This is a genomic window from Microbulbifer maximicatervae (SeqCode), assembly GCF_052467955.1.
Genome location: NZ_CP174329.1, coordinates 4,467,544 through 4,482,523, shown reverse-complemented (window position 1 = coordinate 4,482,523; position 14,980 = coordinate 4,467,544). Strand labels below are relative to the sequence as shown.

11 protein-coding genes are annotated in these 14,980 nt (G+C 46.1%); 6 read left to right on the top strand and 5 right to left on the bottom strand.

From position 1 onward, the window contains the following. Nucleotides 1-15: 15 nt before the first annotated feature. On the bottom strand, nt 16-873 hold the full coding sequence (locus tag ACJJI5_RS19355; protein WP_444939856.1) for an alpha/beta hydrolase: 858 nt from the start codon (nt 871-873) through the stop codon (nt 16-18). Between the two features lie 134 nt (nt 874-1,007). On the opposite strand from ACJJI5_RS19355, the gene ACJJI5_RS19350 reads away from it, so the two are divergent. The 6 genes from ACJJI5_RS19350 to ACJJI5_RS19325 all read left to right on the top strand — a co-directional run bounded on the left by ACJJI5_RS19350 (nt 1,008) and on the right by ACJJI5_RS19325 (nt 9,358). Then, the gene (locus ACJJI5_RS19350; protein ID WP_445354983.1) at nt 1,008-3,038 is read left to right on the top strand and encodes a protein-disulfide reductase DsbD family protein; all 2,031 of its coding nucleotides are present in this window, start codon (nt 1,008-1,010) and stop codon (nt 3,036-3,038) included. A 2-nt stretch (nt 3,039-3,040) separates the two neighbouring features. Continuing rightward, a complete protein-coding gene (locus tag ACJJI5_RS19345; RefSeq protein WP_445354982.1) occupies nt 3,041-3,667 on the top strand; it encodes a thioredoxin family protein in 627 nt (208 codons plus the stop codon). Nucleotides 3,668-3,682: 15 nt separating this feature from the next. Next, on the top strand, nt 3,683-4,186 hold the full coding sequence (locus tag ACJJI5_RS19340; RefSeq protein ID WP_445354981.1) for a protein disulfide oxidoreductase: 504 nt from the start codon (nt 3,683-3,685) through the stop codon (nt 4,184-4,186). 166 nt (nt 4,187-4,352) lie between these two features. Continuing rightward, entirely contained in the window at nt 4,353-5,174 is an 822-nt protein-coding gene (locus tag ACJJI5_RS19335) for an MBL fold metallo-hydrolase (protein ID WP_282934039.1), read from the top strand. Nucleotides 5,175-5,355: 181 nt separating this feature from the next. Then, a complete protein-coding gene (locus tag ACJJI5_RS19330) occupies nt 5,356-6,063 on the top strand; it encodes an aspartate/glutamate racemase family protein (RefSeq protein ID WP_445354980.1) in 708 nt (235 codons plus the stop codon). A gap of 766 nt (nt 6,064-6,829) precedes the next feature. Further along, nucleotides 6,830-9,358: a TonB-dependent receptor plug domain-containing protein gene (locus ACJJI5_RS19325; RefSeq protein WP_445354979.1), complete on the top strand. Its 2,529-nt coding sequence runs from the start codon at nt 6,830-6,832 to the stop codon at nt 9,356-9,358. A gap of 115 nt (nt 9,359-9,473) precedes the next feature. Here ACJJI5_RS19325 and ACJJI5_RS19320 read toward each other — a convergent pair whose 3' ends face one another. The 4 genes from ACJJI5_RS19320 to nuoL all read right to left on the bottom strand — a co-directional run bounded on the left by ACJJI5_RS19320 (nt 9,474) and on the right by nuoL (nt 14,980). Beyond that, entirely contained in the window at nt 9,474-9,932 is a 459-nt protein-coding gene (locus tag ACJJI5_RS19320) for a hypothetical protein (protein WP_282934036.1), read from the bottom strand. A gap of 73 nt (nt 9,933-10,005) precedes the next feature. Beyond that, nucleotides 10,006-11,550, bottom strand: coding sequence for an NADH-quinone oxidoreductase subunit N (locus ACJJI5_RS19315; RefSeq protein WP_445354978.1), 1,545 nt, complete (start codon nt 11,548-11,550; stop codon nt 10,006-10,008). Continuing rightward, complete coding sequence (nuoM, locus tag ACJJI5_RS19310; protein WP_445354977.1) at nt 11,547-13,145, bottom strand: NADH-quinone oxidoreductase subunit M; 1,599 nt, start codon at nt 13,143-13,145, stop codon at nt 11,547-11,549. The genes ACJJI5_RS19315 and nuoM overlap by 4 nt, the downstream gene beginning before the upstream one ends. Continuing rightward, nucleotides 13,142-14,980, bottom strand: coding sequence for an NADH-quinone oxidoreductase subunit L (gene nuoL / locus ACJJI5_RS19305; RefSeq protein WP_445354976.1), 1,839 nt, complete (start codon nt 14,978-14,980; stop codon nt 13,142-13,144). The genes nuoM and nuoL overlap by 4 nt, the downstream gene beginning before the upstream one ends.

Below are 14,980 nucleotides of genomic sequence, written 5' to 3'. Positions count from 1 at the left end.
TAAAGTTCGCAAGGCTTACTTGCGAGCTGACTTGAGCAACTCAACCCAGCAGTACTTGTTAACAAAGGCATAGTGTCCCAGCTGGTGCCAGCTTTGAGTTGAGCTATTTGGCATGATACTTGAGAGATATTCTGGCATTTTAATATCAATTATATCGTCGGCGTCACCATAAAATATTTTGGTGGAAGTGGTGATTTCACGAGGATCAAACCCCCAATCCCAAAGCGCCATTATCATTTCAAAAAAACCCTCCCCATGCTGCGTTGCTCCAGCAGAAAATGATTCTTCAAACATTTTCTTAAGTGCCGGGTCTCGAATAAACAGTGCGGCATCAGAGGCGTCTTTCTTTGCAAAGAGCTGAATATAATCTTGTATATTGCTATTGGCTTGGTATGCACTTAATCGGCACAGACAACGAGTAAGAAATTGCCAACGATGGATCTTTGCGATAAGTCTGATATCCGGGTTTTTTAGCAGGTCAGTCATTCCTGGGTAGTCCAGTGGCGCAACTGGGGCTGCAAGGGCAATTTTAGAGACTCTGTGGGGAAGTTTGTTAGCGATAGAAAGTGCATGAGGGGCACCACCTGAATGGCCGACTACCGAAAATGTCTCAATATTTAGACGATTAACCAGTTCTTCGATATCTGCCCCCCAATCAACCATTCGCCGGCCTCTATGGGGAGATGATCCCCCCACACCAGGTTGATCTACAGAGATGATTCTTACGCCAAGAGATGCGGTAAGGTCTCTATCAGGATTGCGAATTAGTCGCGAATCTGAGAAGCCATGATTGAAAAGCACAGGCCAGCCATTTGGATCACCATAGTCATCATAAGTAAGGATACGGCCGTCACTTATCTGCAAGGCAGGCATTCTGGGCGCTTCTTTAGGTTAGGTATGATCGGAGTATAGTGAGACTTCGTTTTGTGATGGGGGAGGCCAATGTTGTAACTTGTATCTGACCCAAAGGGGGAGTACCAGTTGATTAGGCGAGAAGGAGAATCACATTGAAAATAAAGACCACGCTGATCAACATCTGCTGTTTGATGTTACTGTTGGTTGCGGGTCTCCCTGTAGCACAGGAGACGGCATCTGGTGATCACGTCAAGGTGCGTTGGCTGGCACCTGATACATTTCGCCAAGGAATGAGAGAGACGGTTGGGTTCTACTTTGAGGTAGATCCTGGATGGCATGTGTATTGGCGTAATGCTGGAGATTCAGGGGCGGCTCCCCGGTTTGATATGGAGGCTCAGGGCGCTTTATTAGGGCCGATCGAATGGCCATTCCCAACGCGCCTCCGGGTAGAGCATCTTACTAACCTAGGGTACTCCGGGAATGTTGCCTACCTGTTCCAGCTCCTTCCAGATAAGCGCACGCAAGAGGTGACCCTGCATGCGGACCTGGAGTGGTTGGTTTGTAAAGTGGATTGCATACCGGGCTTTGCCACTATGAGCCTTGTACGGCCGGTTGCAGAGCAGGCGGCTTGGCCAGCTACAGATCTGGCGTTAAGGAATTACTTTGCCAACAGGCTTCCAGGGGGAGAAAGTGAGAGCCCGTGGCAACCAGTATCCATTTCAGCACGAGGTAGTGAGCATATTACTTTGCAGCTCAGTGGGAATCGTAGCGATGAAATACCAAGTATTTTCCCCATAAATGGTGACTTGTACTCTGCGTCTGAGCCAGAAGTTCAGCGCGAAGATGAAACTCTCCTCTACAAGTTCAAGCGTCTGCCAGGTTCCGAGATTATTGAAAGCAGCGATTTTGTGATTACAGACTCGAGCCGGGCCTGGAAAGTCTCTGCCCCCCTCTTATCCCAAGTGGAAATTGAGAAGAGCGCGACCTCTATATGGCTTTTACTCCTGTCAGCATTTATTGCCGGTATCCTATTGAATCTGATGCCCTGTGTTTTCCCGGTGCTGTCCATAAAGCTATTTGGACTGATTAACGGTGGTAATCGTCCAGCCGAACGTTTGCGTGAATCTTTCCTATATGGCGCCGGCATTATGGTGACTTTTCTTGCCCTGGGGCTTGCTTTATTGGCTCTACGCTGGGGAGGGTTGGCCGTTGGCTGGGGTTTTCAACTTCAGTCACCGGTTGTGGTAATTGGGTTAATTATGCTCTTCTGGCTGATGGCCCTATCCTTTAGCGGCTTTTTGGAGTTTGGGTACCGATTAATGGGGCTTGCTAGTTCCAGTAGCCGTGGCTCCTTTACCACCGGTGTTTTAGCTGTCTTTGTTGCCGCCCCTTGTACCGGTCCATTTATGGGAGCAGCTCTGGGGGCAGCGGTGGTGATTCCTCCACTTCAGGCTCTACTCATCTTCTTATGCCTCGGTTTAGGGCTCGCTGCGCCATTTATTTTGATGTGTGCAAGTCCTGTAATACTGAGGCATCTGCCAGCTCCAGGTCCATGGATGGAGAAGTTGCGTCAGTTTCTTGCATTTCCGCTTTACGCAACGGTGATATGGCTACTATGGATTTTAGGGCGCCTAGCTGGGGACTCTGGTTGGTTGGCCGGTTTAAGCCTGTTGCTCGTTGTTACTCTTGCAATCTGGCTAGTAAAAAATTTTTCCAAAAAGGGGGGAGCAGCGGGTCTGATTTGTGTCGCTGCTATTTTACTGATATCTCTATCGGCAATCCGTATGGAGGGTGGTGAGCAACCTGCAGAAATGGCGTATGACTGGCATCGTTATGACAAGGCACTTTTGACGGAAGCCTTGGATAATGGGCGCCCTGTGTTTATCGACTATACCGCAGCCTGGTGTATTACCTGCCAGGTAAATAAAAAGCTGGTGCTTGATACCCCGAGTGTACAAGCATTATTTAAAAAGAATAACGTGCTTCTAATTCGGGCCGACTGGACGCGTTATAACCCTGAAATTACCCAAGCTTTGCAGGATTTAGGGAGGAACTCTGTACCTGTATATGCATGGTATCCTGCAGGAGAGAAAAAACCAGAGTTACTTCCACCACTGCTGCAAGAGTCTTTAATTGCAGCACTGTTTAGTAAGCACTTAACTGTTAATAGTGAGGATGGTTAATTATGAAATTACTTTTCAACGTGAATAATTCGATACTTAGAGGAGTTTTGCTTTTATTCCTGATGTTGCCGAGTGTTGTGTTGGCAGCAGCCGTTCCTGGACAAAAAGCGCCAGAATTCTCAGTAGTGGATGCTGCTGGAAAAACTCACAATCTCTCCGATTACACAGGCCAATGGTTGGTTATTGAATGGTTTAATAAAGATTGCCCTTATGTCAGGAAACACTATGGCAGTGGTAATATGCAGTCCCTACAAAAAAGGTATACAGCACAGAAAGTAAATTGGCTCACGGTAATTTCTTCCGCTAAAGGAAAGCAGGGCTATTTGGAGCCAGAGCAGGCTATGGCAGTTGCACAGAGTCATAACCTCAGCGCAAGCGTACCCTTCTTACTGGATACCTCTGGAGTTATGGGGCGTGCTTATGGAGCTAAAACTACCCCACATATGTTTATCATTAATCCTCAGGGGGAAGTCGTATATGCTGGAGCCATTGATGATAATGACTCAGCCAATCCTGCGGTTATAGGCAGTTCACACAATTATGTTTCTGCAGCACTGGATGCTTCACTGAAGGGACTGGCTGTGCCCAAGTCTTCGTCGCGGGCTTATGGGTGTAGTGTGAAGTACTAAAGGAGTTTATTTGGGGTGGAAAAAGCTCGTTATAGCTTCCTGGTTCAGGCGTTGATATTTATCACCTTGGCGGTACTAATGGTTACTGCCGTGGGTTATTTCCACCAAAGAGATATCCCTGAGAACCAGGCCCCTCAGTTAGAGGGGCAATCGCTGCAGGGAAATCTTATTGACCTAAAGCAAATGTACTCTAAAGGTCCAGTATTAATTTATTTTTGGGCAACCTGGTGCCCCTATTGCCGGATAGTTTCCCCCGCTGTGACTGACCTGTCTCGGGATTACCAGGTTGTTGGTGTTGCGATGCAGTCTGGAACAGAAGAGGTGGTTACTGAATATATGCGGAATCACAAACTTGCTTTTCCTTCTCTAAATGATCCATATGGTGTTTTAAGTGCCCAATGGGGCGTTAAAGTGACGCCAACCTTGCTGATTGTCGACACTGACGGGCGCGTTGCCTGGGTCACTACTGGAGCCACATCCAAGTTGGGTTTGCAGTTGCGTTTAAAAATGACAAAGTAGCTCGTCACCATTAATGTCACTTTGTCGTATTTAAGCTTATATCAAACTCTCTTTCCCCGAGCCTGCGATGGTTGGCGTAAAAATTGCTCAATTGCCGGGGAGGACAGCCCTTATAGATATGCTTCTATAATTCCTTAAAGGTCTGTCTCTTGCGCTGGAGAGTGGCGTGTCGGTTATTGATTCTTTTGACTATCAAGATCTGGATGCGCAAAGGGTCGGCCGTTTCGACTTTGGTATCAATACAACCTTTATTGTATATCGGTTGGGTGACACTATTATCGATGCCGGCCCCAGTAACCAGTGGAAATACGTCAAGTGGTTTGTAAAAAATAAACCTTTTCGGCAATTAGTCCTCACCCATCACCACGAAGATCATAGTGGTAACGCCGGCGCAATTTATAAGCTTACTGGTATACAGCCAAGAGCCCCTAAGGCGACAGTAGAGATATTAAAGAGAGGTTTTCGAATACCGCCAATACAGATGCTGATTTGGGGGAGGGCCGGGCGTGCGGAAGCTGCGCCACTACCGGAAGATTTAAGGTTCTCCGGCGAAAAGGTAGTTGTTATCCCCGCACCAGGGCATGCTAAAGACATGACCTGTTATCTAGTTCAGGATCGAGGGTGGATATTCACTGCTGATCTGTATGTAGCTAGTAAGTTAAAGCTATTGCGTAAAGATGAAAGTATTCCAACTTTAATGCACAGTATCAAAAAAGTGCTCACCTATGATTTTGATATTATATTTTGTCCTCATAGAGGGATTGTAGAAAAAGGAAAAATCCGCTTACAAGCCAAGTATGATTATTTGTTAAATCTTGCAACTGAAGCACGGGAATTGGACCGGCAAGGATTGCCTCTTGGTGAGATTACCCACCGGCTATTGGGAAGGGAAAACTTGATGAGTGTCGTGTCCGGTTACAACTTCAGTAAGAGAAACTTAATAGCTTCCTGTATGCGGGTTGATCCTACAGAAGTGTCTGATTATTGATCTTTCACTAAGAATAAGAAAAGTATTAAATCACGTCCGTATGTAATTTATAAGTGAATACCGGTTTTATATAAATTGGTACTTTGAATTAAGTTGTCGCTATTCCTGAATGCCCTCAATTTACAATCAGTCTTTCGACTCTCTCATGTTAGTATTCGCAACATGTATTAAGGGATATTAGATGAACTCAAAGATAAAGAAGATTGGCCTTTTGGGTGGAATGAGTTGGGAGAGTACAGCAATTTATTATCGCCTGATTAATGAAGGAATTGCTCAAAAGTTAGGAGGGCTGCATTCGGCTGAAATTCTACTTTATAGCGTCGATTTTGAAAAAATAGCCCGATTACAAATGGAGGGTGATTGGGCTCAGGCGAGTAAGCTATTGGTTGAGGCGGCAATGTGCCTGGAGAAAGCTGGTGTTGAGGGCATTTTACTGTGCACTAATACTATGCATAAAGTAGCTGGAGATATTATCGAGACTATTGATGTACCTTTTTTACATATTGGTGATGCTACAGCTGAAGCACTTAAGAACAGAGGGATAAAGACCGTCGGCTTGTTGGCGACAGCTTTTACTATGGAGCAAGATTTCTATCGTGGCTATATGCAGGAAAAGTATGGGATTGAGGTTTTGATTCCGGAGCCCAGCGATAGAGAGATAGTCCACAGGGTTATTTACGAAGAGCTCTGTAAGGGAAGAGTCCTTAACAGTTCAAAAATGGAATTTATTCGTATTGTGGATTTGCTATCCAATCGAGGTGCCGAAGGTGTGATCCTAGGGTGTACAGAGATTTGCATGTTGCTTTCGCAAGAGGATACCTCTACTCACCTGATGAACTCCACAGAGATTCACGCTCAAGCCGCAATAAAGTTCGCACTTGATTGTTGAATAGTGTTGCTAGGTTTACTTAGAGATATCTTTGTCAACCAAAAGTTAGACTGATAGTTCACTGTGACGTTTATTAAAGCCACTCTACTAGCTTCGAAGCGTATCAGTGGGTGGTTTTTTTATAACACAAATCTACTCTTGTTAGGTTTGCTTGTCCCATATTCGTTAGTTTTTTAGTATTAACCTCTTTTGTTAAGTGGGTTTTCTGTGGATGTTTGTCTGTGAGTTAGAGCTGACAAGATAAAATATCTTCACGGTATTTGTTTGTGAAATGATATTTATCATGTTTATTACGGTAGGCTAAGGTTATTTTTTTACCTCAAATCATCAAATAAGTTTCATTTGTCCTCTGTAGAAGTTATTATTTGGGATATACCCTGCTTGTGTATGTGCGCTCTATTTTGCTTCCTCTTGTAATTAAATTTAATTTAATCATCTAATTAGATTTATTTTATTTTTGGCAGTTTTGTCAGTATCTACATTTTTAGTCGTTCTTAATTTTTAAAATTGCCTTTTTTGTTCTTGCAAATTGTAGTTTTTCTGGCATTTTCTCTGGTTGTCACACTTCTTGCAGTGAATGTATTGGTGGTAACCTCCCTCTGCATAAGCGAGCTTTCAAGTGCGTAAAAAATTTTTATTGATCTCCTGGAGCACTACCTTAATTAGCCAATTTATTTTTGCTGTAACGCACAAATTGGTTTAAGTGAAAGCTGGTTGATTTGGCTCGGAAGAAAATAAGAGATAACTAAAACAGGGTATTTCTCCTATGAATGAAAAAAAGAAGCGCTGGCTTACGGCCTGTGGCGCTCCCTCTCTGCTGGCAGCTTCGATTGCTGCACTAAGCAGTCCCACTTTTGCTGAAGATGCACTCCTTGAGGAAGTGATAACAATCGGTACCCGTGTTGAAGGGCGTTCCGCTACAGATTCCTCCGCTCCCATCGATATCGTGACCGGAGAAGAATTTGTAAACCAGGGGGATGGAGATCTCAGTAACCTGCTTAGAAACGTTGTTCCATCCTACAACGTTAATGCAAAGCCAATTTCTGATGCTGCCTCAATTGTTCGCCCTGCAAACCTGCGTGGACTGCCACCCGATAGCACACTGGTTCTGGTGAATGGTAAGCGTCGCCATCGCGCTGCCGTCATTTCCTTCCTCGGAAGTGGTGTTTCAGATGGTGCCCAGGGGCCAGATATCTCTGCAATTCCGGCGATTGCTCTGAAACAGGTTGAGGTCCTGCGTGACGGTGCCGCAGCCCAATATGGCTCCGATGCGATTGCCGGCGTTATCAACTTTCAGTTAAAGGATGCAGCTGAGGGCGGCACGGTTGAAGCCAAGTATGCAACTACCGCTGAAGGTGATGGTGATCAGAGTACGATAGCGGCGAATTTCGGCCTGCCTCTGACGGATTCTGGTTTTGTGAATGTCAGCCTCGAGTATCGTGAGCAGGATTCTACCAGCCGCAGTGTGCAGCGGGACGATGCAGCCCAGTTGATTGCAGATGGCAATACCTATGTTGCCAATCCTGCGCAGATCTGGGGCCAGCCAGAAGTTAATGACGACACCAAGTTCTTTGTTAACAGTGCCATAGAGATAAATGATACCGCTGAGCTGTATGCCTTTGGTAACTACGCGAGTCGTTCTACTGATGGAGGGTTCTATTTCCGAAATCCCGAGAACCGATCTGGGGTTTTTACGTATGAGGAAAAGACAGACGTAAACGGCAATGGCGTTATAGATGACGACGAAGTATTCATCCATCCTCTAATTGGTGACTTAGATCCCAGTAACGGTATTGATGATTGTCAGAACGTGAGTGTGTCGGAAGCACATGATCTCGAAGAATGTTTTTCTTATACAGAAATATTCCCTGGAGGATTTACGCCAAGATTCGGTGGAGATCTTGAGGATTACTCTGTGGTCTTCGGCATGCGGGGAGAATTTGCCAATGGGATTGGCTACGATGTAAGTGCAAGTAGAGGCCATAACGAAGTAGATTTCAATATTTATAATACGGTAAACGCTACTTTGGGCCCAGATACTCCGACTGAGTTCAGCCCTGGTGGTTATGCTCAAACTGAAACCAATTTCAATATTGATTTGACTAAGAGTACAGAAGTTGCTGGCTTGCCGCTATTTATGGCGACGGGCTTTGAATGGCGAGAAGAAGAATTTGAAGTGAAACAGGGTGATACCGCATCCTGGCAAATTGGCGATTTGGCAGAGCAAGGCTTCTTGATTGGGTCTAATGGCTTTTCTGGTTTTGGCCCCGAAACTGTAGGCACTTTCGACCGCGACAATATAGCGATTTACTCTGACTTTGAGCTTGAAGTAAATGATGATCTTCGATTAGGCGCAGCTTTGCGTTGGGAAGATTTTTCTGATTTTGGCGATACTTTTAATTATAAGCTGTCAGGTCATTACACAATCAATGATGCTATTGCCTTGCGCTCTACATGGAGTACGGGCTTCCGTGCACCAACTCCAGCACAATCTAATATCAGCAATGTAACAACAGCTTTTACTAATGGCCAGTTAGAGAACAAGGGCACTATCCCACCAACAAACCCAATTGCTCAGTTAAGAGGCGGAACGCAGTTACAGCCGGAAGAATCTGATAGCTTTACATTGGGGGCGATATTCTCAGCAGGTGATTGGGAAATTACAATTGACTATTTCCAGATTTCTGTGGATGACAGGATTACCCAGTCAGCGGATCAATTGCTGACCGATGACGAACGCGCTCAGTTAGTGGCTGATGGTATCAGCGGCGCTGACTCTTTAACCTTTTTCCGCTTTTATACTAATGATTTTGACACTAAAACTCGTGGTGTTGACGTAGTAGCAACCTATCCAGTAGGCGATGCTACGGACCTTAGTTTCGCTTGGAATTGGACTGATACTGAAGTAACTGATTTCAGGGAAGAGACTATAAGTGATATGCGTCTTAGGCAGCTGGAAGACGGATTGCCAAATGTTCGTGGTAATGCCACTTTTAATCACACAGGAGATAATTGGCGAGGCCTAGTGCGACTCAACTACTACGGTAGTTACTGGGAAGCACATTTGGATGACTATAGTCTGCCCATCGACGCCGGTGATGAATTTACAGTAGATATTGAGGCTGCTTATGACTTCAATGATTCCATGACCTTGATCGCAGGTGCGGAAAACATATTCAACAACTATCCGGATAAAAATCCCTGGTCCGGTGTTGCCGGAGCGGAATATCCGGAAACAGCACCTATGGGATTCAATGGAGCTCTGTACTACGTAAGAGCGCAGTATGAGTTCTAAGTAATCCCAGCTGTAGCTGGAATTTTGTAGCTGGCTAACCTGGTGTTTCTTAATGCCGGGTTAGCCGACTGCAGAATTATGTGACGATTAGATCCCGCTGTAAGTAGCGGGGTTTTTACATATCCCACAGTGAGTTTGTGGCCATAGATAAGGTAATTCTTTCCTTATCTTGTATTTGTTTCAGGTCTTCAAACACCTCTTTCACCTCCATCGACTCAATTGCCCCATACACCGCCTGATAGAGTTCTGAGAAATAGCGATCTACCTCTCGTCCCATATTATTAATTTCACGAATTGTGGGTGGATCACTCAGATTGAGGCGGCGAATAAAGTCATTGGCACTTTCTTCATGGGTGTATTGCAGCCATGTCTTCATCACCTTATTTTGCGCTACATCATTGTAGTTCTGCAGGTTTTTCGCCATTCTCTGCTCATGCTCAAGCATGTGTTTTAATAGCAATTGGGTTCGGTAGTCCTCTGATTTATCCAGTAAGGTCTCGTAAACAGCTGCCATTTCCAGGTGAAATCTCTCAGCATCCTTGATGACTTCAAATGCTTGTTTGAAAGTCTTCATAGTAAGTACCCTCTGATGACCAGGCTATTGCCTGGGCTTTAAAATATTTTTACATCAGCACTCGCTCTCTACTTTATATAGCATTTATCCAGTTAATAAGGATCTGTGGAAATATTCCGAAAAAAACCAGTACAGCAGCGAGAATTGCGATTAAAAACTGCCCTGAGGTGGTAATTTGTAACGTTTCGCTGTTACTGCTAGTGTCAATGGCATCTCTTTGTACCATCGTAAGTAGAAGGCGAAGGTAATAGAAGAGGCCCAATGCACTACCAATAACCACACCAGCGAGAAGAGCCCACATTTTTCCTTCAACACCTGCGGTAAAGACGTAAAACTTCCCAATAAATCCAATAGTTAAGGGAATTCCAGCCAGAGATAGCAGCATTAGAGCAAGACAGCTCGACAGCCATGGACTACGCCAGAGTAATCCCCGGTAAAAGTCCCTGTGATAAGGATCATCTGCACTGTTGGTCACGTCGCTGACATTTGTTCCATTGGTTAGTTGTGTGGCCTCGACTGAATCGGCTATCAGGCTAACAATTGCAAAGGCTCCTAGTGTAGTAATGACATAGGCGACCATGTAATAAATAACCGCCTCTGTACCAAACGCGCTATTGCCGATGATAAACGCCACAATTAAATAGCCTATATGGCCGATTGAGGAGTAGGCCAGCAGCCTTTTGATATTGTTTTGCATCAGGGCCAATAAATTTCCTATCAGCATGCTAGCTATGGCGGCGATTGTCAGTAAGTCAATAAGAATAGGGCTCTGGTATAGATTTAAGGTATTAAAGAATCGCAACAGAAAGGCAATTACGGCTGTTTTTCCCACTGTGGCGATCAACGCCGTCGTAGGCGTAGGTGCGCCCTGGAATACATCGGGTGTCCAGATATGAAATGGAACCAGTGATAACTTGAAAGCAACAGAAATGACCAGCAGAGTGGCGCCGGTTGCAAAAAGAGCAGAAGTCTGTGAAAGATCCTGTATCCGTGTAGCGATACTGCCAAAGTCCAGTGCCCCAGACGCCGCATAAATTAATGCGATACCGAATAGCCCGAGAGCGGTAGAAAGTGCTGAAAGGATTAAGTATTTAAAGGCAGATTCCAGGGAATTTACTTGATCTTTGCTTGAGGATAAATTGCCAGTAACCGCAAATCCCAATAGTGGATACAGTGCGAGGCTAATTAATTCTATACCGAGGAAGAAAGTGGCAAAGTGGCTGGCAAATACCAGGGTGCTTGCTCCCAAAATGGCAAGTAAAAGTAGTATATAAAACTCTTCTGGATAGCTATCCGGGTTTCTATTCAGGTCACACCGAAGTTTTAAGTAGTTGTATCCCATAACGCTGACGGCTATAGCGGTAACTAATATCAGCAGACAGAAGAACAATGAGTTGTAGTCAATCGAGAGTAGGGCAGTCACTTGAATGGACCCGTTATTGCCCGATAGGGTGGCTCCAACCCAGAAACAGGCAATGATAGCGGCTACCAAAGTGATAAGAGTTGTAACCAGAGCGCCCGCATGATTTCTCCAGAAGGATACTTGGAGCAGCAAAATTACAATACCGGCACTAATCAGTAAAAGCGGTAGGATAGAAAATAGTTCTTGGGCACTCATAGAGATGTACCTGTATTAGCGCTTTTAGCAGTAGGAGAGGATAAGCTTGCTGAAGTTTCCGGCCCTGTCTTTTCTATGACGACTTCTTTATTTTCAGGGGCCTGAAATTTTTGCATTGATTTGGCAATCGTAGGCTCGGCGATATCAAAGATAGGCTGGGGGCGGAGCCCGAAGATCACGAGAAGCACCGCCAGTGAAAGAAGCGCAGAGATCTCCCTGAGGCTTAGATCACTGACAGTTTTCCCCTCTGTAGCTGGTTTCAATTTGTCATTAAACTTGCCAAAGAAGACACGCTGCATCATCAATAGTGCATAGAGTGCTGCTCCAATAAGCCCAATTGCTGCAATAACCGTTAACCAGTGATTAGCTTTAAAGCTACCAACAAGCACCAGGAATTCGGCAACAAAATTACCCAGCCCAGGCAGTCCCAGCGAGGCAATGGCAAAGAAGAGTGCAACGGCGGATAGCTTTGGCAGAAGAGGCCAGACACCGCCGAGCTGGCTCATATCCCGAGTATGGAGACGATGCTGTAGTGCACCTACTAATGCGAAGAGAGCAGCGGTACTCAAGCCGTGGGCGATCATTTGCATCACTGCGCCCTGCAGGGCGATAGTATTCAGCGCGTAGAGCCCCAATAGAACAAATCCCATATGGCTTACACTGGAATAGGCCACAAGTCTTTTCATATCCTTCTGAGCGAATGCCAGCGATGCGCCGTAGACCACACTGATGGCTCCAATGGTCATTGCAACCGGTGCAAAAGCTTGTGAACTCTCCGGGAATAAGGGCAGTGTAAAACGTAATAAACCATAGGCTCCTGTTTTCAATAGAATCGCTGCCAGCAGAATACTGCCGGCAGTAGGGGCCTGGGTATGGGCGTCAGGTAACCAAGTATGGAAGGGCAGCGCTGGCAACTTGACGATAAAGGCAATAAAAAATCCGAGCATTAACCAATAAGCTGCTGTTGCAGACAGTTGAGCACCCAACAAATCCATATAGTTAAAGGTCAGTTGTCCGCTATTCCGATAGTGGATAAATGCTAAGGCAACGATGGCAATCAGCATTAACAAGCTGCTTGCCTGGGTGAAAATAAAGAACTTTATCGCAGCGTAGACTCTGCCCTCATAGCCCCAAACTGCAATCAACAGCAGCATGGGAATCAGCATGACTTCCCAGAAGAAAAAGAATAAAAACAGGTCGATAGCGGTAAACACACCGACAATACCGGCCAGTGTCCACAGGTAGTTAAAATAAAAGAAGCCGCGCCGGAAGGTGACATCATTCCAGGTCATTACTAACCCAAAGATCCCCATCCCCATTGTCAGTAGCAGCATAAGAAAGCTGAGTCCATCAATCGCCAGATGGAAGCTGATCCCAAACCTGGGTATCCAGGATATCAAAAGGCTATCCCACCACTGACTGTCACCTGTAACAGCTGTGGACTCTGCCTGGGGGAAATAGCTGATCAAGAGTAGGGATGCGATAATCAGGGAAACCAGGCTGATTAAGCGTCCACCCTCATAGAGATGTTTCTCTGCCAGCCAGGCTAATATTCCCCCAACAAATAAAATTATAATTATTGCCAGTAATGTCATAGAGCCACCAACAGGGCTAGGAATAAAATTGATCCGGCTACAAAGGTGGCCAGGTACCAACGTATTTGGCCGTTTTGTGAAGAGCTGAGGGCGTTATTTAAATGTGTACTCAGCGAAGCGGTACCCTTGTAGATGCTGTCGATAATATCTTTGTGGTTAAGGGCGGTGATAAATTTAAAAGGTCTTACAAAGACCCGGTCATAGACCCAGTCAAAACCCCATCCCTTAAACCAAAACTGCATTAGTGGAGAGCGCTGCTCCCCAACTTTCTTCTCGAACAGGAACATTTTCCAAGCGATAAACAGGCCGATCAGCGGCATAGCAATGGCAATAGCTTCAATGACCCAGGAGTGGTGTTCATCGGTTGGGGTGCCAAAGACTCCCTGGAGAGGTGGAGCGAGAATTCCACCAAATAGGGCAAGCACAGCGAGGAGGCCCAAGGGAAGCATCATCACCGTGTTATTGGCGTCTTTACAGTGTGAGGAGGCGCTGCCCTCACTGCCCAGAAATGCAAGAAACAGAACCCGGAAGCTATAAATCCCTGTGACCAGTGCTCCCAATAGACCGGCAAGCCAAAGCAGGTTTACTCCTTGATGATATTCATAAGCGCTGAGCAAAATATGATCTTTGCTGTAGAAGCCGGACGTAAATGGGAGTGCTGCCAGGCAGGCGCAACCGATGGTAAAGCAGATAAAGGTAAAGGGGATTTTGCGATAGAGGCCGCCCATGGCAAAGATATTCTGCTCGTGATGTACGCTCAGGATTACTGACCCTGCGGAGAGGAAGAGCAGAGCCTTGAAGAAGGCGTGGGTCATCAAATGGAAGATGGCTCCTGACCAGGCACCGACACCCAGGGCCAGGAACATATATCCAATCTGGGAGATGGTTGAATAGGCCAGGACCCGTTTGATATCACTTTGTGCGATAGCACTGAATCCGGAGATTAATAGAGTCAGAGCGCCGACAATGGCTACAGCTGTCATGGCGGTTCCAGACAGTTGATAAAGCGGGTGCATTCGGGCGATCAAGTAGACCCCGGCCGTCACCATGGTGGCAGCGTGGATAAGGGCGCTGACGGGAGTGGGGCCTGCCATCGCATCGGGAAGCCAGGTCTGGAGTGGAATCTGTGCTGACTTACCCACAGCGCCCCCCAGTAACAGCAGCATAGCGATAGTGACAATTTGAGTGTTGACCCCGGGATTCCCTGCCGCTGTGATGAGCTCCGGTATATTTAGTGTTGAGAACTCAAAGAACAACAGGAACAAGCCGATCGCCATGGCGGTATCGCCGACGCGGGTGACGATAAATGCCTTCTGTGCCGCCGCTCCGTTTGCAGGGGCCTTATACCAAAAGCCAATGAGCAAGTAGGAACAAAGACCAACACCTTCCCATCCCAGATAGAGAAGTACCAGGTTGTCCGCCATTACGAGAATTAGCATGGCAGAGACAAATAGATTCAGGTAGGAAAAGTAGCGGCGGAAATCCGGATCTTCACGCATATATCCGGCTGAGTATAAGTGAATAAGGAAGCCCACTCCGGTAATGATCATCAGCATTACCAGGGTTAGCCAGTCCACATGAAAGGTGAAGCCGAGTTGGAGGTCAGATACTCGCATCCACTGCCAAACTGACAGCGTAACGACCGATTCCGGGTTGCCCAGAAAGGTGGAGAGTGCGAGGTTAAAAACCAGAATCGCTGCGATTCCCACACTGCCCACCCCAATCAGGCTTACTAATTTTTGTGAGGGTTCCTTTTGTGTAAAAAGTGGAATGCTGATGAGGGTCAGGAAACCAAGAAAGGGAAGCAATGGTATCCAGGCAAGTGATCCGTTCAT

What these genes read in the sequence shown, in the direction of transcription:
- ACJJI5_RS19355 (WP_444939856.1), bottom strand. Translation starts at nt 873, where the DNA reads ATGCCTGCCTTGCAGATAAGTGACGGCCGTATCCTTACTTATGATGAC.
- ACJJI5_RS19345 (WP_445354982.1), top strand. Translation starts at nt 3,041, where the DNA reads ATGAAATTACTTTTCAACGTGAATAATTCGATACTTAGAGGAGTTTTG.
- ACJJI5_RS19330 (WP_445354980.1), top strand. Translation starts at nt 5,356, where the DNA reads ATGAACTCAAAGATAAAGAAGATTGGCCTTTTGGGTGGAATGAGTTGG.
- ACJJI5_RS19325 (WP_445354979.1), top strand. Translation starts at nt 6,830, where the DNA reads ATGAATGAAAAAAAGAAGCGCTGGCTTACGGCCTGTGGCGCTCCCTCT.
- ACJJI5_RS19320 (WP_282934036.1), bottom strand. Translation starts at nt 9,932, where the DNA reads ATGAAGACTTTCAAACAAGCATTTGAAGTCATCAAGGATGCTGAGAGA.
- ACJJI5_RS19315 (WP_445354978.1), bottom strand. Translation starts at nt 11,550, where the DNA reads ATGAGTGCCCAAGAACTATTTTCTATCCTACCGCTTTTACTGATTAGT.
- nuoM (WP_445354977.1), bottom strand. Translation starts at nt 13,145, where the DNA reads ATGACATTACTGGCAATAATTATAATTTTATTTGTTGGGGGAATATTA.
- nuoL (WP_445354976.1), bottom strand. Translation starts at nt 14,980, where the DNA reads ATGAACGGATCACTTGCCTGGATACCATTGCTTCCCTTTCTTGGTTTC.